The sequence below is a fragment of the Bacillus sp. CH30_1T genome, from assembly GCF_008364765.1.
GTDB lineage: Bacteria > Bacillota > Bacilli > Bacillales > Bacillaceae_B > Rossellomorea.
In genome coordinates, this window is sequence record NZ_VTUY01000002.1 from 387,801 (window position 1) to 408,671 (window position 20,871).

Genomic DNA, 20,871 nt, shown 5'->3' on the forward strand with positions numbered 1-20,871 from the left:
TATTTGTCAGGATTCCTTCTTATCAGGTTGAGTTGGAGGGGTGGAACTCTCTCCATCAGTCTCTGCCGGTTTTTGTTCAGGTGTCTTTTTCTCGTCATTCTCTTGCGGTTCTTCCGTTGTTTGTGCCGGTTGTGATGTCTGTTCGTCTTCCAGCGCTTTCATTTCTTCCTCGTATTCAGCTATTTCACTTTCAACCTCATCTAGTTCCTGCTGTCTTTCCTCGCTATCAAGATCTCCGTCTGCCTTGACTTGCTCTCGGTACTTAAGAAGTCCAAACAGAATTAAATCCCGGTCTTCTAAGAACCTGGCTGCTTCTAATGCTTCCTCAGCCTTTCCTCTTCCGATATTGATCCAATACTCATAATAAAGTGGATCTGATTGAAGGGAGACAGTATTTCGTACATTCTCTTTTTGGTCTTCTGTTAAGGATTCGTTAATAATATAAGAGAGTGCAAGTTGATATTGAGTGACCTTCGGAATTTCTTCAACCTCATAAGACTGTAGTTCAGTTACCACATCGCTATATTTATTCAGGAGAAAACTCTCTTGAGCTGCTACTACCCTCTCCTGCTTGGGGAACAAAAAGAATAAAGAAAATATAGAGTAAATAATTGCCGGTACTAAGAGCAATGATATTCCGATCAGTACATAACGATTGAGTTTCCACTTTTTCTTACTCACAGTCATGAGGAGGGAATCAGACTTTTTTGCCTCTTTTATTAAATGATTTAACACTTCTCCAACACGTTCGATGCTTTCGGCTTCCAAGATATCCTTGGTCATTGACGACAATTTTAGAGTTTCGCTGAACTTAAAGTAATCATCAAATGTATGCTGACGATCTACAATAGCTGCAACAGTAGCTTTTGTCTGCTTTAACAACAAATCTGCGTCTTTTTCGTAAGGGGGAAGACTCTCCTTAACGCCGTAATGGATAAAGTGGGGAGTCAGGCCTTGATCAAATACAATATTTTCCGGACAAATAATGAGATGGAGACGTGATAAGGTATGGTTTCGTACGTTCTGTACCAGTTGATAGGCAGACATCAACCTTTCTTTCTCATTCGCTTTTAATTGGGGATAAAAAGAGAAGGAGTCAGGTATGGTATTCACGATGCATAATTCATCATTTTCAATCGTGATTTCTCTTTGTATGGATGGGTTAATGTTCTTCAGGTAGTGAATTTCCTCAATTTGATCCAACTTTATCTTTTCTTTTTGAAAGATAATTGTCATTTTGTTTTCTTTTTTATGTACAATGGCTTCGAGCTTTTCTTCTAAGTACGATCCACTTTTTTGTGACATTCTATTGGTCTCCTTTATAATATTTCAATTCGATCTCCAGAATGAATTCCAGCATCGATCAACCTTGCATGACCGGGAACCACTTTTTGTTTATTTACAACACGAATCCAACAACCCTCTCTGGGATCGGTTGTAAGTTTCTGAGACTGCCACACAAGATCGATCAGTTTTTTAACAGTATGGTAGTTTGATAATCTAAGATCGAAGCTCTTCTCCTCATAATGTCCTAAATCGATGGTAATTTCTATATACATGTCGGGTTTCACCTCATAAGGAAGGAGCGCCACATAATGATAAGCGCTCCTTCATGTTTAAAATGGTTGGGGATAAACTTATCCGCGAATTTGATTGGCAATTTGAGCATCTGCATCTTCAAGAGACTTAGCAGTGCTAGTCAATTGCATTGAGATGTCTTCAAGCAGTTGCTGCATTTGCAGGAATGAAGGGCGCAAAGTTTGATATTGCTCTCCAAACGCGCGGCTTGATTCACCTTCCCACATGCCTTCAAGCTCAGAAATCATATTATCCAGGCGTGAAATCTGCTCTCCTACTTGGCTGCTTTCACTTGTGTATCGGTTCGACATACTAATCAATTCTGCTGGGGTAACACGAATAATTCCTGACATGTAATTCCTCTCCCTTAATTGAAATTGTTGTGGTAATCATCTATATCAAATCAGAATACCCAAATATGAAACATGAACCTTGTAAACTATGTAACCCGTTTTATTTCATTAAAATCCTTTTTATTACAATTGTTTCCACACTTCCAATATCATACTATTATAAACATACATATAAACACAATTTTTACAGGAAAAAGGAAACTTTATAACTACAAGAATAAATACTTTCAGGTCATTTGGTATAAGAACCGCTTGATTAAATTAGGAAAATAGCGCTAAAACAAAGACTTAAGACTCTCTATTAATAGCATTGATAGGTGGTTATACATTGAAGGATTAGACGCATTAGTTACAAGTACTTACTATATATCCTTATTTTTACTTTTATAAACTGTTTTTTTTAAAAAATTGCATGTGATTTTTTATTTGGCGAATTAATTAAAAAAATTACTCCCTCTTCTTTTATATCTGTCAAAATTCATTCCACACGATAAATACCCATTTTTTTCTAAAATTATCTATATATTTCTATATTGAAAATTCCTTTTATTCGCGATATGGCAAATACCTTCGATTTCCTATACAATTTATGTAAATAGCAACGTCGCGGGGTGACTTATTTGTTCACATTATTACTAATCGAAGATGACACTTCCCTATTTAACGAAATCAAGGATCGGCTTTCCCAGTGGTCCTATGATGTATACGGAATCGCTGATTTCAATCGCGTGATGCAGGAATTCACAGAGGTGAAACCCGATCTCGTGATCATTGATATTCAATTACCTAAATTTGACGGTTTTCACTGGTGCCGGATGATCCGCACTCATTCAAATGTACCTATCCTGTTCCTTTCCTCCCGTGATCATCCCACTGATATGGTCATGTCTATGCAGCTTGGGGCAGATGACTTCATCCAAAAGCCCTTTCATTTTGATGTCCTGATCGCAAAGGTACAGGCTACGCTCCGGAGAGTGTATAACTATAACACCGAACAGGTGAGCATCAAGACCTGGTGCGGGGCAACGGTTGATTATGAGCGTAACACCGTAACCAATGAACGGGGAGCCATCGAATTGACGAAGAATGAAATGTACATCTTAAAGCTCCTAATTGAGCAGAAAAATAAGATTGTCAGCAGGGATGCGTTGATTAATAGCCTCTGGGATGATAAACGATTCATCAGCGATAACACGTTGACCGTCAATGTGAACCGCCTTCGGAAACGGCTTGAAGAGATTGAATTGGGCCGCTTCATTGAAACCAAAGTGGGGCAAGGGTATCTGGCCATTGAAGAGGATTCACCATGATCCGTACATACTTATGGGAACGAAAAAGCTGGATATTGTTCTTTATCGCTCTTCACCTGTTATGGATCTTTGTTGCCTATATCGATATGGTCATACCCCTACAACCGATTCTTTATATGGTGTTCATATCACTGCTCTTTTTCATCGTCTTCGTTTTCATTCGATATCAGAAGGAAACCCGTTTCTTTAAACGACTGAAAGAATGGGATCATAATCTCAATATTACAGGAGTGGATGCCCCCGATACTCCATTTGAAGAAATCGTTTCGGATAGTTTATCGGAGCAGGCGAACCTTCTGAGGAAGGCAGCATCTGAAAATCGGATGCTGCTCGAACAGGAAAAGGATGACCTCCTGTCCTGGATCCATGAAGTGAAAACCCCACTGACTGCCATGCATTTGATGATTGAGCGTTTAGAGAACCAATCTTTAAAGGCACCATTAAAATACGAATGGCTGCGGATCCACCTTCTTCTGGATCAACAGCTCCATCAGAAACGGATGTCGTTTATGGAGAATGATTTATATATCGAAAAAACCGATCTTGAGACCGTTATATTTCAGGAAATAAAAACGCTGCAAACCTGGTGTATTCAAAAGGGAATTGGATTTGACATTCAACTAGATATCACGGAAGTGCTGAGCGATGCGAAGTGGCTTGCTTTTATGATCAGGCAGTTATTAACCAATGCCGTTAAATACAGCACAACATCGGATATTATCATTAAAAGTGATCATCAAGATGATAAGGTGACCCTCACTATTCAAGATTTTGGCAGGGGAATAGACCCCAAGGACCTCCCGAGGGTCTTTGACAAAGGTTTCACCTCAACCATCGACCACAATGATCACGCTTCTACCGGAATGGGATTATATTTAACCAAAAGAGTTTCAGAACCTTTACTGATTTCTATAGATGTTACGTCTAAACGAGGCGAAGGGACCCTGGTCACCCTCACCTTTCCCCAGAAGAATGATTTCGTCCAACTTACAGGCGTGTGACAAAAATGTCACATGCTTTTCTGTTTTGTTCGAACAATAAAAGGAAAAGAAACTTCCTGCTTTTTATAATAAGGGTATCAAATCAAAGGAGTTTTTCACGATGACGATATTAGAAGCAACAAAACTTCATAAAAGCTACGGCAATAAATTCAATAAGCAGGAAGTCTTGAAGGGAATCGACCTGTCGATCCAAAAAGGAGAATTCGTGAGTATCATGGGGGCATCGGGTTCTGGAAAAACCACTCTCTTAAATGTTCTTTCCTCCATCGACAAAGTGAGTGAAGGTTCGATAAAGATCGAGAACAATGAAATGACGATGATGAAAGAAAAGCAGCTCGCTGAGTTCCGGAAGAATCACCTGGGCTTTATCTTTCAGGATTACAATCTGCTCGACACATTGACGGTGAAAGAGAACATTCTTCTGCCTTTATCCATTACCAAGACACCCAAAAAGGAAGCCGATCAGAAATTCAACGACCTTGCTTCAGAGCTTGGGATTCTTGAACTGAAAGATAAGTATCCGAACGAAATCTCAGGCGGCCAGAAACAGCGGACATCAGCAGGCCGGGCATTCATCCATGAACCAAGCATCATTTTCGCCGACGAGCCAACAGGTGCTCTCGACTCAAAGTCGGCATCTGATCTCTTAAATAAGCTTAGTGAGTTAAATCAAAAGCTGAAAGCGACGATCGTAATGGTGACTCATGATCCCGTGGCAGCAAGCTACTGTAGTCGGGTGATTTTCATCAAGGATGGGCAAATTTATACTCAATTAAATAAAGGCGAACAGGAAAGACAGCACTTCTTCAAGGACATCATGAAAACTCAAGGGGTGCTCGGCGGGGTGCAGAATGAACATTAATACCCTTATTTTCAGAAATCTCAAGAAAAACCTCAAGAATTATTACCTTTATGTATTTGCTCTGGTCTTTAGTGTCGCGCTTTATTTCGCCTTTGTGACCCTGCAATATGATCCATCCATGGATGCAACAAAGGGATCCATCAAAGGCGGCGCAGCGGTTCGTGCGGCTTCCGTTTTACTTGTCGCAATCGTCTCTATTTTTCTTTTATATGCGAATACTCTCTTTATTAAAAGAAGAAGTAAAGAAATCGGGTTATTTCAGTTAATCGGCATGACAAAAAATAAAATCTTTCGTATTTTGACCGTGGAGAACTTCATCCTTTATTTCGGGTCATTGATACTCGGCATCTTGATCGGATTCTCTTTCTCAAAATTGATCATCATGATCTTATTCAAAATAACCGGAGTCGAGGCAATCGCCACACTCCACTTCTCAACCCATGCACTTATCCAGACCATCATTGTTTTCTGCGCGATCTACCTGCTGATCATGCTGATGAACTTTGTATTTATTAAAAGGCAAAGTATATTATCACTGTTCAGGGTACGTTCATCGACGGAAACCAAAGTAAAAAAAATGTCCAAGTTTGAGATCATCATCGGAATTTTTGGGATGATCCTGGTTGCCTCGGGGTACTACGTATCTTCCAAATTGTTTGGCGGGGACTTCACAACCATGCCTCAGCTGTTTGGAGCCATGCTAGTTATACTCGGCTCAGTCATTCTCGGAACTTATCTTTTTTATAAAGGGTCCGTCAGCTTTATTTTCAACGTCATCCGAAAAAAGAAAGATGGATACTTGAACATCAACGAGGTGCTATCCCTTTCATCCATCATGTTCAGAATGAAATCCAATGCCTTACTATTGACAATCATCACGACCGTGTCGGCTCTTGCTATCGCTTTATTGTCCTTAAGCTATATCGGCTATTACTCGGCTGAAAAAACAGCTCAAAATAATGTTCCGACCGATTTTTCATTTACAAATACACAAGACTTCCAACACTTTAAAGATGCCCTACTGGACAATGGCATCGAATTCAAGAAGGAAGAAATCGAAGTCATTGAAGTATTGGTCAACCTGAAAGACATTACAGACTCTGAATTTGGGGAACTGAACGGTTCAATGGATGCCATGCCGAACTCGGTCATCAGCGAGAAAGACGTTGTAGGCGTCGATGTAAAAGAAGACGAAACGGTCTTTACAGGATATAGCGACTTACTTCAAAAGGTCATTCCGTTACATGATTCAGGGGTGACGGAACTGAAAGGAAAGACGGAGGTCACCAAGCTTAAGTACTTGGGAATGAGGGATGAATACCCGATTTCATGGTATTTTACAGCAGGGGGATCACCTGTTGTGATCGTTGATGACAATGTATTCAAACGCCTGAAGAATGATTTAGATCCTGCTATACAGAAGGAATCTTCTCTCTACATCGGGGTGACGATTGAACAAGAAAAAGATATCTTGAAAGCAAACGACCTCTTTCATGAGTTAAGCCTCGACGAAGGATGGGCAAACGATTCCCAGTATGATATGAAAGCAGAACAGAAACAAAATATCGGACTCATTATGTTCATCGTTGGGTTCCTTGGTCTCACCTTCCTGATCACATCCGGATGCATCCTGTACTTTAAGCAAATGGACGAAAGTGAAGATGAGAAACCGAACTATACGATTTTAAGAAAACTGGGCTTCACTCAAGGTGACTTGTTGAGAGGCATTCAAGCCAAGCAGCTTTTCAGCTTCGGAATCCCTCTCCTCATCGGTCTGCTGCACAGTTACTTCGCGGTTCAATCCGGATGGTTCCTGTTCGGTGCCGAGGTTTGGACGCCGATGATTATTGTAATGGGGTTATATACAATTCTGTATTCAATCTTTGGTGTATTATCGGTTCTGTATTATAAAAAAGTGATCAAAGCATCGCTCTAATAGAAAGAGCCATCCCGTTAAAAGCCGGGATGGCTCTTTTATGTAGTCCGAGGTTACTTCCTTTTTTGGCTTTTCATCTTGTTCATTTCAAGCTCGGCAGCGTATTCTTCCTGAGTCTTCCCTTGTTTGAAGCTCTCAGATTGGATTTTTTTGAATTTGTTATCATTTTGATTTGGCATGTCCACACCTCCCTGATATTTGATTATTATGGACATGACTTTGTTATTTATTCTTTTTGAAAGAATTTTAGAGGGGTCTCTATGCACTTTCACTATTACTAAAAGCAGAATTTATTCTTAAACCCTGGGACGTAAACAGGCAATGAATGATAGGATCATCAGAAGTGCTTCCCCCTGGATACCAAATATCCAAACATAACTATCCCCATCCGGAGCCCAACTGTTTTTATTCAATAAGAAAAAAGAAAAGAGAAGGAAAACATTACTCTTCCAGTAAAAAATGAAGCCACGTTTAAATGAGAAGAATTTCTCATCCTTCTTTTCGACTTTTTTATCCACTTTTAATGTCAGATAGTCCACAACACTTAGTTGAACCACTTCAAAGAACTTTTTGAAAGAACTGCTGGTGGCAATGATTTGAGTATTATTTACATTTCTATAATTAATCGACCATATATATTCTTCTGCAGGAATGAATAGGAATGCATCCTCCATTTTGTCAGTCTTCCCATTCACATAAGTGATCTGATCGATTTTTTGATCGTTAGCTTTGAAAGCTTTTAAGAATAAGCTTATTTGAAAGGGCTCATTATCAATCATTCAATCGAGTTCGTTTTCATCAATAGCATGGATCATATCATATGTTTCCCGGCTCATGCCCAGATTGATCTTAGCGGGATCTTCATCAACTTGCATATCCAAACCATAAAATTCACCCAATGTATTGGAAAAATCCACATGTAATGTTTGATAATAAAAAGTGTGTTCAGATTGATGTATTCTTTCAATAAGAGCTGTCTGGCTATCTATAGAATGAATCCTCATCTCTTTTTCACTGCACTCAAAGCGGACATAGTGACCTAACTTTCCAATATCATCTGTGATCCTGTTAAGACCTTTAGAATTAGGTATGCTTTTCATATTTTCGGATTTCTTCCTCTTGTCATTGGAACTTTTTTCAAATAACCTCGCCTTTTTGCTATATCCCCCTAACCCTCATTCCATATACGTTAATCAAAGATTCCAGCAATCCCAAAACCGATCCACATAAGTGATAGGAAAAAAATAAGGCTAGAAGCCTATTTACGAGAAAGGGAAGGTGGTTCAATACGTTCTGTATATAGTAGTTATACCCGATGTAAAGATAGCCGTATACTTATTGAAATAGCCAATTAAGCTATCTATTTCTTCAAAGACATTCACTTCATATAATACGATAATCAACCGTTGAGCAAAAATTGAAATGAAAGCAAATACGCAATTTGCCGCAATCATTAAAGGAAGATATGAGCTTGGTAAAGGTATATTAATTCCATATAAAGAACAAGCAATCAGGGTGAACACCACTATCATTAGTATGAATCCCGTTATTTTCTTATTAGACATGTGCAGTCCCCCGAAGTATACGTTTTATTAAAACAATTTTCCCCCTCCATTTCCCCTCACACCTTTAGGTAAACCAAATTGAGGATATATCTTTCGAACTGTCTCTTCATTTTGCAGGATAGAACAGTATCGGTGGAGGGACGTTGAAAAAAATGCGCTGAGAATGGATAGGATGGACACTCCCGTAATGATGATGATATTAAATAGAGATTCCGTCATAAACGCAGAAATAAGAATATAAACGATGACATATCCAATACTTGAAGCGGTCAAAATCGGTGGCAACTTACCTTATGATCATTCTTTTGCGGCCTTGCATACGCCCCTGAATGCAGTATTTTGTGATTGAAAAGCTGGAAGAACACTAATAACCCTAGTAGTAAAATCAATCCTATCAAAAAAGGAACCTTACTAATCACCCCAACATGTACATTCAGTAATTTTTGTATCACCAAAAAATACAAATATGTATTCACGATGCCGTATATGCCGAAAATCAAATAGGACGATTTTTCAAATGTATACGTGGCTGCCAAATAAAGGATTTCCCATATATGTAATAATTCCACCGGTACAACAGCTGGCTAGAAATAAGCATAGGAGAAAGGCTCTCCTAAAATGGGAAGGAGGCCAATGATGTCTAAAAAAATAATAAAAAACGTAATGATATTCTTTCTATTCTCTTCCGGTGTGTGCAAATTTTAAATAAGATATTGTGATTGGATCTATATCCCGATACAGTTTCATACCATCCCCCTTATCTCTATTGCCTCAATCAGGTCCTTAATTTCTTCGGTAACCCAAATTGAGGATATACCTGCTTCACCTTTTCGATGTTTCTTCTAATATAAAAATATTTATGGATGCTTGTAGAAAAGTGGGCAGTCGCCACAGAGAGTATAGAGAACACCCCGATGATCATAAGGTTTTTAACTGATTCCACGAAGAAGGACGATAGGATTAACTGTGCCAGTACGTAGCCAAGGCCTGAGGCCGAAGCAATGAGAGAAAGGTTTACAGCCTTTTCTCCTTTCTGAAGACGTGAGTACGTTCCGGAATACAATAAGCGGATGTTCATCAAATTCATGATGAGAAGGAGGGAGGCAAATAGAATTGATCCCAAAACCAAAGGGACTACTCCGATTATTTGAAAATGAGAATATATCAATTTTTGTATCACTAAAAAGTACACGAAGGTATTAATAACCCCTTACACTCCGAAAAACAGATAATATGATTTTTCAAACTTATAGGGGGCAATCACATACTGAATCGCCCATAGGTGAATAAACACCAGAGGAATGATACCAGACCAATAAAACAAAGGGACCATTGGCTCTCCTAAAAGAAAAAGAACACCAATGGTATCCAGAAAAATCAAAAAGAACACGAGTATATTTCCCCTGTTCTCCCGGGGGGATTGAAACCTTAAATAAGACAGAGTAATGTCATCTAACCTTTCTTTCTTCAACTAATCATCCCCCTTTGGCAATGCCATTCAACTATTTTTTTTTTGATTTTCCAGAAAAGTAACTACTTCCTGAGCGTCCTGAGTATAAAAAAGAGCATATTGAAAATCAAACATGGTTTTAGTTTCAACAATAAGATATTCATCATGAGGGATTGAATTAAAAATTTTTTTCCACTTATATTTTTGCTCCATTTTCTTTGTCTCTTCTTTTATCCGATCCATATCCAACTTAAGCACTGCAAATCCTGGAGAAGAAATGTCCGTTTCAGGAAATCTTTTTGATAGAATGTCTATATTTTCTTCTGATAGATTCACCTCAGAAACCACCTCAATGTTCCCCGCCTCTTCAAACCTGTCACTATACTCGTCTAGCTCATCAAACGTTAACTCTTTTTCTGGGAAAACAGCTATACAAAAGATATCCTCTATATCCTTCTTTTTAAAAAACATGGTGATCCACCCTTCTAATTCACTCCTAGTTTCTTTTTAACTCTTTCAAAAACTCTTGCTATTTCTTGCACTAATGATTCTCCTGTTGCCTGACGGGCAATCAACCATTCAATACCATCTTCACTGACCATTCTTAAAGTCCAATTATACGATGGTGATGAAAGGACATGTATACCTTCAATATTCCAATCATGTTCACCTTTGTAAAACAACATTAATCGTGTGTTATGAATTTTCCTTTGTATTGATCTATTAAACTGTTTAATTATTAAACTATCTTGGTCTACTCCGTTATTTAAAGATAATTCATCAAGATTCGATATGGCTTGTTTTTTACAGTAGAGAAGATAGTCACTTGGGAGTATGTATAAGGGATCATTTAAACGTTTAGATCGATTTTCAACACCAATAAGCATTCTAGGAAAAATGACTTCGTTCAAGGTCCATTCGGGAGCAGGGTGTGTATAGACTTTATAACTTGTTTCAGTCTCCTTCATGCACTCGACGACCTGATCGTCACTGAAATAGAAAATACTTTGTTCCAACTGATCTGTTACAATTTCTGCAACCAAATTGCTTTTTGAAATAACCCACATGGCTCCAATGAATCGATCCTCGAATTTAAGTTCACCCTCAATATAATCCACCAGTTCAAACTTATGCAGTTTTTTAAACATCATCTCCCATTCTTTTTCTAATTCATCATCCCCGTAATCTTGAAAAGGGTTAGATATACCTATCAGAACTTTTCCACCTAACATTTTTACAAGTAAATATAAATCTTTGTTAGTCAATGTCCAGTTAGCCATCATAATCCCCCTTAACCAAATTTTCTCATTGACTTTGGTTTCCCAAAATCAGGATACATTTTTAACACCTTTTCATCATTTTTTTGTATGTATATATATCTATGAATAAAAGTTGCTAAATAAGCAGTTACTATAGATACAATCGAATATGCGATAATTAATGCAATCATAAAAGCTGAGTCCGTTACCAGATAGGACATAAGAAATTGTGCAACCACGTACCCAAAGCTTGAAGATGCGACTATAGGAGTAATATTAAACTTAGAGTTTCCATTTAGAAGCTTGGCATAGGTCCCCGAATACAGCATTTTCACATTGAAAACCTGGAAGAAAACCAATAATAATAACATTAGAAGTAACCCTATATAGAAGGAGCTGCTGCCTTCTACTCCAATATGTTTATACAAAAACTTCTGAATGACAAGGAAATAAACATACGTATTCACTACCCCAAAAACGCCAATGTATAAATAGTAAGACCTTTCAAATTTATAGGGTGCAAATATATATAGAATAGCCCATAGATGGACTCCAATGATGGGAATCAGAGCGGCCCAGAAAAAGGGAGCAAAAAATGGGATGCTCAGTAACGGCAGGAGCCCAATAAAGTCCAAGAGTATTAATAAAAACCCTATTACATTTCTTCTGTTTTCTTTAGGGAATTGCATATTATTTAGATAAGATAATGTAATATCGTCAATATCTCTGTGTCTTTTCAAATTCTTTCACCTCAGTAATTGGAATCTGTGAGATTAACTAAACCAAGATCCAACCTTATTAATAATTCCAGTAGTACCTTTTTTTATTGAGTCCCCGATAGAGTCTCCTTTACCATCACTATCAACATCCATGAATTTTAGATCACTTAGTAATGATGTTGTAATCATACCAACAGCTGCGCCTGCAACAGCCCCGACAGCTAACCCTATTGGACCACCGATAGCACCACCTGCAAGTGCACCGACATATGCTGATGATGCGATAGATGCACCAGCCACGGCAACATCTCCTGTAACATTCCCCGCAATCTCACTTGCTGATTGATCATGTTGAACGCCGTGTACAATATCACCGACCACAGTAGTTCCAATTCCAATATATCCAATTTTATTTCCAGCCCATTTAAAGGACTCTTTTACCCCTGTCATGGGGTCAACTAATTTATAAAGCTTAGGGTAATTAGTAGCGTTGGTCCCGCTATATCTATTTTTCTTGAAGTCCATCAGTTCAGGTTTAGTTAATGAGACTCGCACACGTCTCTTGCCTTGAGCAGTTGTATAAATACTTTTAGTAGCACCAAATCCTTTTCGAGCTTTATTCACGTTTTTCGCAGCCCCATAACCTGTGGCAGCCGTAATCCCCAAATTCGTCGCAGCATTAATCGGCTGCTCTCGCCACTGATCAAAATTGATCCCTAGTGTCGGCGTAGGATCCCATTCCGGTTGCAATCCATTCACCGTATCAGCCGCTTCAACCCCATTCTCGACAAATCGGGGATTGTTGGTCAGCTCGAAATAAGGGTTTGTCGACCCGCTCTCGGACTCATATTGAGGGTTGTAACAGCTGTTGGGCTGATACGTATCGATTGAGATTTTCCCGTTGGAGAAGAGACCTTGAATTTGGTGAATGTATTGGTTCATCGTGTGGACATCCTGTTGGATTGGCTCCAGGTTGGCGGATTGACTTTGATCAAACTGGTGAAGTTTTTCAACGGTTTGATCTTTTTGCTGCCTCGCAACGTGAACCTGCTGAAGGAAAGAATCATCCTGTAATCTTGGTAATGAGACGATATCTTGAACACTTTGAATCGTTTCATTGGACTCACTTGTTAAGTCCATGACCACATCTCTTCCCCGATTTAATCCGTTTTCCATATCATTCTGTAAAAAGCTTTCCTGTATATATCCATTTTGGGCTGGCTCCAACCCTTGTAATTCATTTTTAATGGCTTTCAGGGTAGATTGATATGTTGTCACCATTTGCTGATAGAACTCCAGAAAGGATTGATGGGAATCCTGATAAAAAGACCGTATCGATTGACCTCCTTTTCCTTTAAAAGAGGCATCTTGAGAAATAAAGTCATTTATGGCAGATTCGATTTCGATCATCTGTTCTTTTTGCTGGTTTAACTTTCGAAGTACTTGTTCTAATCCTGACTCCAGAGACATGACATCCAGTGTTTTCATCCCAATTTCTCTCCTTACCTGGCTTTGATATGTGAAGACAGTTCCTGATCGGCATCCGCCATATCCTGGACAGCCTGTCGTGTCAATTCTTCATTTAGCATAAGTAATTCTTTATAACTCTGTACCAACTGTTCCATGCTTTGGTTCAACTCGTTCAATTTTGTTACCACTTCCAGGCGATTTTCATGTCCAATGTTATTAGGTACATCCGGTTGAAGAGATTCTGCAGTGGATTTAATTTTTGAAAGGTGGTGGTCTATCTCACCTTGCACTACTCTGATTTCATTACCCATACAAGCTACCTCCCGCTATATTAAATACATTTCTTTCTATTCAGCTGTTGCTTCAGCTTCAGATTCCAACCTATGAATGGTCTGTTCAATCGCCTGGATTTCACTTCTTATGGTGTGCATCTTACTGCTCAACATAGAGAACACTTCACTAAACTGGTTATTTTCAATCTCTGTAAAGTAATGAAGCATTCCTTCAAGCCTTATTTCATCAAATTTACTTGCAAGCGTCCCTTGCCAGGTGAATGCAGATAATTCAGGTTTTGTAATAGATTCCCGATAACTTGAAAATTCCTGTTTGTTGCCTTGAAGTTTGCTCTGACATTCCTGAAGCCTTTGAAGTTGCTCACGTTTTTCCCATAACAACCCGTAGTAAAAATATAAAGACAAGAACCTTCACCTCAATTGATTACTCTAATTCATAAAATTTTCCAATCTTTTTAACTATAACATGGATGAAATTTTGTCAGAATGATAGAATCTGTTTATTTTTAGTATATGCAAGTAATCCTTTTTACCTATTCGATATATTATTTATCAATGAATAATACGAACTATTAATTAAGTATCACATTTTTTGTAAAATGAAACCTATTTCACAACTATTATTTTCCAGGTTCTGAAACTTTTCTTATATTAAACACGTATTTTAAGTCAGAGGTGAAAAAATGTACATAAACATACCTGAACCAACACAAACCATATCAAAAAAAGCCACCAAAGTTTGGCGGATATCCAACACGATAGGACATACAACAGCACTGCTCATCATAGGAGCCCTAATGATATGCAGTGACCGATTCGATTGGTACGACTGGATCGGGATCGTTCTTTACATTCTTGGAGGGCTGTTCATTGTCTCTTCCATTTTCTCCATCTTCATTGAACCCATTTACCTGCAAAGAACCTGGCGCTATCAGGTCGATCAGGAATTCGTTCAGTTGAAATTCGGGAAATTTCAACAACAGCACATCTTAATACCCATGGAGAAAGTGGAATACGTCCGCACAGAGCAGGGGCCCATCATGCGTCGCTATGACCTTTATGACCTTGAAATCGGGACTACGACCTCCAGTCACAAAATACCTGCCATACCGGCAAATGTAGCGAAGACATTAAAAGCGGAAATTGCCACCTTCGCAAAGATTCGGGATAAAGTTTCGAAGAAAGGAGAAATAAGAGCATGACCCATTTTGCCAAAAGATATCACCCAGCCTATATCATCGTCGAATTAGTATCAACCGCGAAGGGCCTATTCGGGTTCTATATCCTCCTGTTCCTACTTAAGGCGAATTCAACTGCCGGATGGGTAATATGGGGCCGCTACGCTCTGTTGGCTGCAACAGCGGTGTCTGTCCTGTCGATCTTTGCCAAGTGGCTTTTCAACCGCTATGAATTAAGTAATAAAACGATCCTTTTCAGAGAAGGGATGTTCGTTAAAAAACAAAAAACGGTCTCCTGGGATCGGATCCACAGCCATCGATCCAATACGACCTTCATTCATCGCTGGTTTGGATTAACTTCTTTAACCATGGAGACAGGGACGAGTGGAGAAAATGCCCAATTTGAATTCCCCGTCATCACACAACGAGAGAAAGTTCGCATTTTATCTTATCTCGAACAGAAGCAAAACAGAGATGAATCAAAAGATGGTATAAAGCCGGAACGCATGGTACACTTTCAAGCAACCAGGAAAGACCTGATTAAAGCATCCTTCACGTCACTAAGTTTCCTGGCGATCTTCCCATTAATAAGTGCCATCTATTTCAATCTGGCCGATTTCTTTGCCCTCGAAGAATCAGCAGAAAGTGCCTGGCACTACTTGCTCGATCACGTGTGGATCCTGATCGTCCTTTTTCTCGCTGCCATGATCCTGTCCATCTTCATCGGCTTTGTAAAAACGTATATGAAGTATGGAAATTATGTCATTAGTGATGACCAGAAACGGATTTATATTAAAAAAGGGATTGGGAATGAGGTCAGCTACTCGATTCCAAAGAATAAAGTACAAGCTGTCAGAGTGGAACAATCCATTGTGAAAAGGATACTCGGGCTTGTTTCGATCAAGTTGATCAGTGCCGGCTCCTTTGAAGGTGAAAAAGAGGAAATAAGTTCTTTATATCCCTTTATGCCCAAACGTGAAGCTTATGATATGCTGCAGACCATCCTTCCCCACTATCCGATCAAAGAGGAGATGGAACGCTTCCCACTAAAGGTCCTTTGGCTGAAGCTTTTCCAACCTTATTATTTGACGATTGCTGCTGTAGTGGGCCTATGGATCTTTAAGATGGAATGGATTTGGATCGCAGGCATTGTCTTTGGAGTATCCATCCTCCTCAGAATCCTTGATTACTTGTTTACAAGCTACACCCGCCACGATCAAACCGTCCAAATTCGAAAGGGAGGCTGGTTGAACGAAACCTTCGTCACCCATCGGGACCGAATCCAGCAGGTGACCGTGAAGCACTCATGGGTCGAGCGAAAATTTGGAGTGGCCACCATCATGTTCTCCAATCGGGCAAATCCGAGTCATGAGAGTTTGATGATTGGGGTGTCAAAAGAGGAAGCGGGTACGTTTTATGAGTGGTTTCATAAGAAATCCGTCTCTGGGTGAGACGGATTTCATTTTTACAGACCTGGATAACACCGGTTTAAATCTTCCGTTACTTTTACTTCCTTGACCTTACACTGCCCCTCCAAATTAACTATTCCAACTATTGATTCATCCATCCCATGATTTTTGAAGACTTCAAATGCTTTAATTATCTCCCCTTCGCTTGACTGAGGACGGATATGCAATGTTAAAGTTTGATGCTTATATAGCCGTGTGTAAAAATAATCATTGTCAACTTCCAGTTCTAAAATTGAACCAACAAACATATTTAGCGGCTCCAGTTCTTGATCCAATTCTTCTGTGTCTACAATATCATTATGGTGGAACAGCATAAATTGTTGCTCTAACACTTGTACAAAATCATTCGATTCATTTTTTCCGTAGTAATCTGTAATTAAATTATCATATCCCATTTTTAGATCAAGTGATATTTCAATAGGTATGTTTACAAGGTTTGAGCCTATTTTTTCAAGTGTATTGACTAGCTTTTCTGGGTTGGAGTCCCCACCATTGTAAATACCGTATACCTTAATATAGGTCTTCCCCTTATGTATCTTACTTTTCATATGTACATCTTCTATTCCATTTTCGAGGAAGACCTTATTATATTTTTTATACTCCTTATCGGTTTCAAGAAAATACTCATGTTTGCTTTGAATAAAATTTTCATCGAAGTTTTCGAGATTTCCAGAAATGTCACCACTAAATGTAAAATTTGGATGATCCTCCGATTCAAATTCTACATCATATCCATCTCCGAAAAGCTTTACGAGTACCACAATGATCGTTGATCCAACTGGGGTAGATTCCTTTATTGAAGTCATTTTCACTTTTTCGCCATAAGCCTCTTCAATTTGCTTTTCAGTATATACCGAAACTTTTTCCTCCAACGAATCACATCCTGCCAACAGTAAGATTATCATTAGGAGAATGAACTTCTTCACTATTTTTCTACCTTCTCTCTATTCAAAGTTTATTTTTTGAAATCTTAGATTTATAAATGTAATGTTCAACTTTCATTAACAATAGAAATACATATGATAGCTTACATGTAATATACTATTTTTGGAAGAGATAACACCTCAAAAAGACTTTTTAGTGAATATCCAAATTCATCAATGTAGATTTCTAAGTCTTCGGAAAGTTCTTCTATACTCTTATCAATAAGGTTGATTACAAGGAACAATTCATGTGTCAGATAAAATTTTTCACTATTTGGGATAATCCTCATTCTGGAAAACTATATTGTGTTGAGGGTTCTGTTTGATCCATCAGCTTAGTCAATTTGCCGTTAATACTAATCGATTCTTATATGTAATGGAGGATATGCCAGGGTAAGGTTTAATTCTTTTCAAGGTACCATCACCATGATCAGTGATTTTATAACAGGACAAAATGGAGAAGGGGAAGGCTGTAATAAATTAATATCTGTAGAAGATAGATCAAGAGGCACAGTGAATTTCGTCGTGTCACCAACCATATATTTTGTGAACCATGTAATGGTGGCTGTAGGGATAGAATAACCGGATATTATGATGGAAACGCACCTGTTCCTCTTATCTATCCACCACAATATCCTGCACTTGTCATGGTAAAAGAAAGTTCAACTCAAAATGTAAAAGTAGATTATTTCAACTCACAGTTGGAGAGCAGCGATGGCATGCTAAGATTAAATCTATCCCCCTATACTCAAATGGTATTAACCAACGGACAATCCTTTTCAAAGTACCCTGGCAACCGGAATCTGATCGTGATCTATGGGCCCGCCACGATGAGTATACCTGCTCAAACCACTCCTTATAGAATCATTATCTGGTGTTAGACATTTCGTGTTTTGTTCATTTACAGGCTTTTCTATGTACATATGTACAGATGGAATTCTGATAGATTACACGAAACAAACCCAAGCCATGAGCTTGGGTTTGTTTCGAATATATTTAGGTTTGCATATTAACTGTAAGCTAACTCTTTCCCATGTAGACCAAGCGTCTCTGCTGTTGAAGTATGAATTTCATTAAACAGCCATGGGTTTTCCACTAGTGACATCCCATATGAAGGAATCATTTCTTTTAGTTTCGGCTCCCACTCACTCATATGCTGTGGGAAGCATTTTTCAAATAACTCAAGCATAACGTGAACGGCAGTAGAAGCCCCAGGGGAAGCACCAAGTAATGCGGCTACAGAGCCATCAGCGGCACTGACTACTTCCGTACCGAATTGAAGTGTTCCTTTCCCGCCTGCCTCAGTATCTTTGATCACCTGCACACGTTGGCCAGCCACTACGATATCCCAATCTTCGAGTTTAGCATTAGGGATAAACTCCCGCAGTTCTTCCATTCGCTTTTCATTCGACAACAATACTTGCTGGATCAGGTATTTAGTCAATGACATCTCTTTGGCACCTGCCGCGAGCATCGTGAGAACGTTATTCGGTTTGACAGAACCAATCAAATCTAAATTTGAACCCGTTTTTAAGAACTTGGGTGAAAAACCGGCAAACGGTCCAAACAGTAACGATTTTTTATTATCGATATATCGTGTATCAAGATGCGGAACAGACATTGGGGGAGCCCCCACCTTGGCTTTACCATATACTTTGGCATGATGCTTCGCTACTACTTCCGGATTGTTACACACCATAAACAGTCCGCTTACCGGGAATCCTCCAATATGTTTCGATTCAGGAATACCAGTTTTTTGAAGTAAAGGAAGACTTCCGCCTCCACCGCCGATAAAGACAAATTTTGCCGTGTGATTTTCGATTTTACCACTGTCGATATTATGCACCTTGACTTCCCAAGATCCGTCACTGGTACGTTTAATATCCTTCACACTATGCTTGTAGTTTATCTCGACATTTTGCCTCGTTAAATGGTCAAACATCATTCGTGTTAAAGCCCCGAAGTTGACGTCCGTCCCGGAGTCGATTTTGGTTGCCGCTATCGGTTCATTCGATGTACGGCCTTCCATGATGAGCGGTATCCACTCCTTTAGTTTTTCAGGGTCATCGGAAAATTCCATTCCTTGAAACAAGGGATTACTTGACAGCGCTTCCAATCGTTTTTTCAAAAACGCTACATTTTTTTCCCCTTGCACCATACTCATATGAGGTATAGGCATGATAAAGCCATCAGGATTACCTATCAAATCACGGTTTACAAGATACGACCAAAACTGTCTTGAAAGCTGGAATTGTTCATTGATTTTAATTGCTTTACTAATATCTACCGATCCGTCAGATTTCTCGGACGTATAGTTAAGCTCGCACAATGCAGCATGCCCCGTACCCGCATTATTCCATTCGTTCGAGCTTTCTTCACCTGCACTTGAGAGCTTCTCAAACACTTTGATTTCCCATTCAGGTGCTAACTCTTTCAGCAAAGATCCCAAAGTCGCGCTCATGACTCCGGCACCAATTAAAATAACGTCTGTTTTTTTCTGTATGCTGCTCATGATAACCTTCCTTACTCTTTATATTTTCAGAAAAGAGTAACCGCTCCTGCTCGGGTCTCACTTAAAGCAAGGCGCCACCCTGGAACTCACCTGTTCTGTTATAACCATACCACAATCTATTATAATAATTTAGGGGTTAAAATATCTACCATTATCTGATAATTATATACTATTTTGAGCTTTTAAAAAAGTGCAAAGTCCGTTTTCAAAGACTTGGTAACCTAGTAAACAAAAATATATACATAGGAATCTATTCCCACGCCCATCCTCTAAAGCCCCTGGGAAAACCTGCACATTTTTGTTCACTCGGTTTTTGGGGATAGCGCAGCATTTCAATGAGGATTGAAAACTTGAGTTAACTTGTCGTTAAAAAAGGATCAAAGAACGTTGGGTTGTTCTTTGATCCTTCTTTTTTGCTAACTTATCCAGAACAACAAAGGGCAGTATTGCAAGCAGTACCGCCCCCCATTATTAATTTCTTTCTCTAGCCAGCTGCGTATCCCGGATATTTTTCTGAATGGTAATAGCCGCAAATAGACTAAGAACAAATGACATACCATAAAATCCTTTTTCACTTAAGATAATACTACCGGCATTATAAAGTCCGATCGCCATCAAGGAAATGGCTACAATCACTGCAAACCAACTGAGTCCGTAATAGATGCCCGAAACAGGGATATCCTCTTCCTTGTCCCTTACTGCTTTTTGCAGGGATACGGCTGCATACAATCCGAATATCAATACAGCAAAGTAATACCCCTTCTCATTCAGTTCCATTCCTGCATTGAACAGGCCAATCAGATAAGCGGAGACACCTACCACCAAAGCTGCCCAACTTGCCCCTTTAAACGCGGCAGTCGGTTCCCCTTCTTTTCTTTCCACCTTGATCTTTGGTTTCTTTTCATCATTTTTCATTAACGGGTTTTCATTCAACTCAGACATTTACCGCACCCCTTTACTGTCATTCAATATGCAGGATTTACCCTGCTACCT

24 protein-coding genes and 1 pseudogene are annotated in these 20,871 nt (G+C 39.1%); 8 read left to right on the forward strand and 17 right to left on the reverse strand.

Annotated features, from left to right (window positions below):
- Positions 1-6: 6 nt before the first annotated feature.
- The 3 genes from essB to F0342_RS05005 form a co-directional block, all read right to left on the reverse strand.
- On the reverse strand, positions 7-1,305 hold the full coding sequence (essB, locus tag F0342_RS04995) for a type VII secretion protein EssB (RefSeq protein WP_149154902.1): 1,299 nt from the start codon (positions 1,303-1,305) through the stop codon (positions 7-9).
- A 14-nt stretch (positions 1,306-1,319) separates the two neighbouring features.
- The gene (gene yukD / locus F0342_RS05000) at positions 1,320-1,559 is read right to left on the reverse strand and encodes an ESX secretion system protein YukD (RefSeq protein WP_148970598.1); all 240 of its coding nucleotides are present in this window, start codon (positions 1,557-1,559) and stop codon (positions 1,320-1,322) included.
- 78 nt (positions 1,560-1,637) lie between these two features.
- Complete coding sequence (locus F0342_RS05005) at positions 1,638-1,931, reverse strand: WXG100 family type VII secretion target (protein ID WP_034764875.1); 294 nt, start codon at positions 1,929-1,931, stop codon at positions 1,638-1,640.
- 620 nt (positions 1,932-2,551) lie between these two features.
- On the opposite strand from F0342_RS05005, the gene F0342_RS05010 reads away from it, so the two are divergent.
- The 4 genes from F0342_RS05010 to F0342_RS05025 all read left to right on the forward strand — a co-directional run bounded on the left by F0342_RS05010 (position 2,552) and on the right by F0342_RS05025 (position 7,040).
- On the forward strand, positions 2,552-3,241 hold the full coding sequence (locus tag F0342_RS05010) for a response regulator transcription factor (RefSeq protein WP_149154903.1): 690 nt from the start codon (positions 2,552-2,554) through the stop codon (positions 3,239-3,241).
- On the forward strand, positions 3,238-4,242 hold the full coding sequence (locus F0342_RS05015; RefSeq protein ID WP_149154904.1) for a sensor histidine kinase: 1,005 nt from the start codon (positions 3,238-3,240) through the stop codon (positions 4,240-4,242). Before F0342_RS05010 ends, F0342_RS05015 begins: the two co-directional genes overlap by 4 nt.
- 100 nt (positions 4,243-4,342) lie before the next feature.
- Positions 4,343-5,104 carry an ABC transporter ATP-binding protein gene (locus F0342_RS05020; protein WP_149154905.1) on the forward strand — a complete coding sequence of 254 codons (762 nt, stop codon included), beginning with the start codon at positions 4,343-4,345 and terminating at the stop codon, positions 5,102-5,104.
- Complete coding sequence (locus F0342_RS05025) at positions 5,094-7,040, forward strand: FtsX-like permease family protein (protein WP_149154906.1); 1,947 nt, start codon at positions 5,094-5,096, stop codon at positions 7,038-7,040. Before F0342_RS05020 ends, F0342_RS05025 begins: the two co-directional genes overlap by 11 nt.
- A gap of 53 nt (positions 7,041-7,093) precedes the next feature.
- Here the strand turns inward: F0342_RS05025 and F0342_RS25300 are convergent, their stop codons facing one another.
- From F0342_RS25300 to F0342_RS05035, 3 genes are all read right to left on the reverse strand, one after another.
- Entirely contained in the window at positions 7,094-7,219 is a 126-nt protein-coding gene (locus F0342_RS25300) for a hypothetical protein (protein ID WP_262481649.1), read from the reverse strand.
- A gap of 117 nt (positions 7,220-7,336) precedes the next feature.
- Positions 7,337-7,819 (reverse strand): hypothetical protein, encoded by a 483-nt coding sequence (locus F0342_RS05030; protein ID WP_149154907.1) that lies wholly within the window; start codon positions 7,817-7,819, stop codon positions 7,337-7,339.
- Positions 7,820-8,140: a hypothetical protein gene (locus F0342_RS05035; RefSeq protein ID WP_149154908.1), complete on the reverse strand. Its 321-nt coding sequence runs from the start codon at positions 8,138-8,140 to the stop codon at positions 7,820-7,822. It lies immediately after the preceding gene.
- Between the two features lie 322 nt (positions 8,141-8,462).
- Here F0342_RS05035 and F0342_RS24710 point away from each other — a divergent pair, with 322 nt between their 5' ends.
- Positions 8,463-8,636, forward strand: a complete 174-nt coding sequence (locus tag F0342_RS24710; RefSeq protein WP_188048410.1) for a hypothetical protein — start codon at positions 8,463-8,465, stop codon at positions 8,634-8,636.
- Positions 8,637-9,380: 744 nt separating this feature from the next.
- Here the strand turns inward: F0342_RS24710 and F0342_RS05040 are convergent.
- The 8 genes from F0342_RS05040 to F0342_RS05075 all read right to left on the reverse strand — a co-directional run bounded on the left by F0342_RS05040 (position 9,381) and on the right by F0342_RS05075 (position 14,201).
- A complete protein-coding gene (locus F0342_RS05040; RefSeq protein ID WP_188048411.1) occupies positions 9,381-9,734 on the reverse strand; it encodes a hypothetical protein in 354 nt (117 codons plus the stop codon).
- Between the two features lie 81 nt (positions 9,735-9,815).
- Entirely contained in the window at positions 9,816-10,076 is a 261-nt protein-coding gene (locus F0342_RS05045) for a hypothetical protein (RefSeq protein WP_149154910.1), read from the reverse strand.
- Positions 10,077-10,103: 27 nt separating this feature from the next.
- Entirely contained in the window at positions 10,104-10,526 is a 423-nt protein-coding gene (locus F0342_RS05050) for a hypothetical protein (protein WP_149154911.1), read from the reverse strand.
- Positions 10,527-10,540: 14 nt separating this feature from the next.
- Positions 10,541-11,335, reverse strand: a complete 795-nt coding sequence (locus F0342_RS05055; protein WP_149154912.1) for a hypothetical protein — start codon at positions 11,333-11,335, stop codon at positions 10,541-10,543.
- An 11-nt stretch (positions 11,336-11,346) separates the two neighbouring features.
- Positions 11,347-12,054, reverse strand: coding sequence for a hypothetical protein (locus tag F0342_RS05060; RefSeq protein ID WP_149154913.1), 708 nt, complete (start codon positions 12,052-12,054; stop codon positions 11,347-11,349).
- A gap of 33 nt (positions 12,055-12,087) precedes the next feature.
- A complete protein-coding gene (locus tag F0342_RS05065) occupies positions 12,088-13,521 on the reverse strand; it encodes a ribonuclease YeeF family protein (RefSeq protein ID WP_149154914.1) in 1,434 nt (477 codons plus the stop codon).
- A 14-nt stretch (positions 13,522-13,535) separates the two neighbouring features.
- Entirely contained in the window at positions 13,536-13,814 is a 279-nt protein-coding gene (locus F0342_RS05070) for a YwqI/YxiC family protein (protein ID WP_149154915.1), read from the reverse strand.
- 36 nt (positions 13,815-13,850) lie between these two features.
- Complete coding sequence (locus tag F0342_RS05075) at positions 13,851-14,201, reverse strand: YwqH-like family protein (protein WP_149154916.1); 351 nt, start codon at positions 14,199-14,201, stop codon at positions 13,851-13,853.
- A 278-nt stretch (positions 14,202-14,479) separates the two neighbouring features.
- Between F0342_RS05075 and F0342_RS05080 the strand changes: the two genes are divergently transcribed.
- Both F0342_RS05080 and F0342_RS05085 read left to right on the forward strand, forming a co-directional pair.
- Entirely contained in the window at positions 14,480-14,998 is a 519-nt protein-coding gene (locus F0342_RS05080; RefSeq protein WP_149154917.1) for a PH domain-containing protein, read from the forward strand.
- On the forward strand, positions 14,995-16,425 hold the full coding sequence (locus F0342_RS05085; RefSeq protein ID WP_149154918.1) for a PH domain-containing protein: 1,431 nt from the start codon (positions 14,995-14,997) through the stop codon (positions 16,423-16,425). The genes F0342_RS05080 and F0342_RS05085 overlap by 4 nt, the downstream gene beginning before the upstream one ends.
- A 14-nt stretch (positions 16,426-16,439) precedes the next feature.
- On the opposite strand, the gene F0342_RS05090 is transcribed toward F0342_RS05085, so the two are convergent.
- Complete coding sequence (locus F0342_RS05090) at positions 16,440-17,369, reverse strand: hypothetical protein (protein WP_149154919.1); 930 nt, start codon at positions 17,367-17,369, stop codon at positions 16,440-16,442.
- Between the two features lie 423 nt (positions 17,370-17,792).
- On the opposite strand from F0342_RS05090, the pseudogene F0342_RS25305 reads away from it, so the two are divergent.
- Positions 17,793-18,247: pseudogene (locus F0342_RS25305) on the forward strand (hypothetical protein).
- A 128-nt stretch (positions 18,248-18,375) separates the two neighbouring features.
- Here the strand turns inward: F0342_RS25305 and F0342_RS05100 are convergent.
- Both F0342_RS05100 and yiaA read right to left on the reverse strand, forming a co-directional pair.
- A complete protein-coding gene (locus F0342_RS05100) occupies positions 18,376-19,878 on the reverse strand; it encodes a malate:quinone oxidoreductase (RefSeq protein WP_149154920.1) in 1,503 nt (500 codons plus the stop codon).
- Between the two features lie 471 nt (positions 19,879-20,349).
- Positions 20,350-20,820: an inner membrane protein YiaA gene (gene yiaA / locus F0342_RS05105; RefSeq protein ID WP_149154921.1), complete on the reverse strand. Its 471-nt coding sequence runs from the start codon at positions 20,818-20,820 to the stop codon at positions 20,350-20,352.
- Positions 20,821-20,871 lie beyond the last annotated feature (51 nt).

Excerpts from the sequence above, each read along its gene's own strand:
- F0342_RS05070 (WP_149154915.1), bottom strand. The coding sequence starts at position 13,814 with ATGGGTAATGAAATCAGAGTAGTGCAAGGTGAGATAGACCACCACCTT.
- yiaA (WP_149154921.1), bottom strand. The coding sequence starts at position 20,820 with ATGTCTGAGTTGAATGAAAACCCGTTAATGAAAAATGATGAAAAGAAA.
- yukD (WP_148970598.1), bottom strand. The coding sequence starts at position 1,559 with ATGTATATAGAAATTACCATCGATTTAGGACATTATGAGGAGAAGAGC.
- F0342_RS05030 (WP_149154907.1), bottom strand. The coding sequence starts at position 7,819 with ATGATTGATAATGAGCCCTTTCAAATAAGCTTATTCTTAAAAGCTTTC.
- F0342_RS05080 (WP_149154917.1), top strand. The coding sequence starts at position 14,480 with ATGTACATAAACATACCTGAACCAACACAAACCATATCAAAAAAAGCC.
- F0342_RS05055 (WP_149154912.1), bottom strand. The coding sequence starts at position 11,335 with ATGGCTAACTGGACATTGACTAACAAAGATTTATATTTACTTGTAAAA.
- F0342_RS05050 (WP_149154911.1), bottom strand. The coding sequence starts at position 10,526 with ATGTTTTTTAAAAAGAAGGATATAGAGGATATCTTTTGTATAGCTGTT.
- F0342_RS05065 (WP_149154914.1), bottom strand. The coding sequence starts at position 13,521 with ATGAAAACACTGGATGTCATGTCTCTGGAGTCAGGATTAGAACAAGTA.
- F0342_RS05085 (WP_149154918.1), top strand. The coding sequence starts at position 14,995 with ATGACCCATTTTGCCAAAAGATATCACCCAGCCTATATCATCGTCGAA.
- F0342_RS05005 (WP_034764875.1), bottom strand. The coding sequence starts at position 1,931 with ATGTCAGGAATTATTCGTGTTACCCCAGCAGAATTGATTAGTATGTCG.
- essB (WP_149154902.1), bottom strand. The coding sequence starts at position 1,305 with ATGTCACAAAAAAGTGGATCGTACTTAGAAGAAAAGCTCGAAGCCATT.
- F0342_RS24710 (WP_188048410.1), top strand. The coding sequence starts at position 8,463 with ATGAAAGCAAATACGCAATTTGCCGCAATCATTAAAGGAAGATATGAG.
- F0342_RS25300 (WP_262481649.1), bottom strand. The coding sequence starts at position 7,219 with ATGCCAAATCAAAATGATAACAAATTCAAAAAAATCCAATCTGAGAGC.
- F0342_RS05025 (WP_149154906.1), top strand. The coding sequence starts at position 5,094 with ATGAACATTAATACCCTTATTTTCAGAAATCTCAAGAAAAACCTCAAG.
- F0342_RS05015 (WP_149154904.1), top strand. The coding sequence starts at position 3,238 with ATGATCCGTACATACTTATGGGAACGAAAAAGCTGGATATTGTTCTTT.
- F0342_RS05020 (WP_149154905.1), top strand. The coding sequence starts at position 4,343 with ATGACGATATTAGAAGCAACAAAACTTCATAAAAGCTACGGCAATAAA.
- F0342_RS05035 (WP_149154908.1), bottom strand. The coding sequence starts at position 8,140 with ATGAAAAGCATACCTAATTCTAAAGGTCTTAACAGGATCACAGATGAT.
- F0342_RS05100 (WP_149154920.1), bottom strand. The coding sequence starts at position 19,878 with ATGAGCAGCATACAGAAAAAAACAGACGTTATTTTAATTGGTGCCGGA.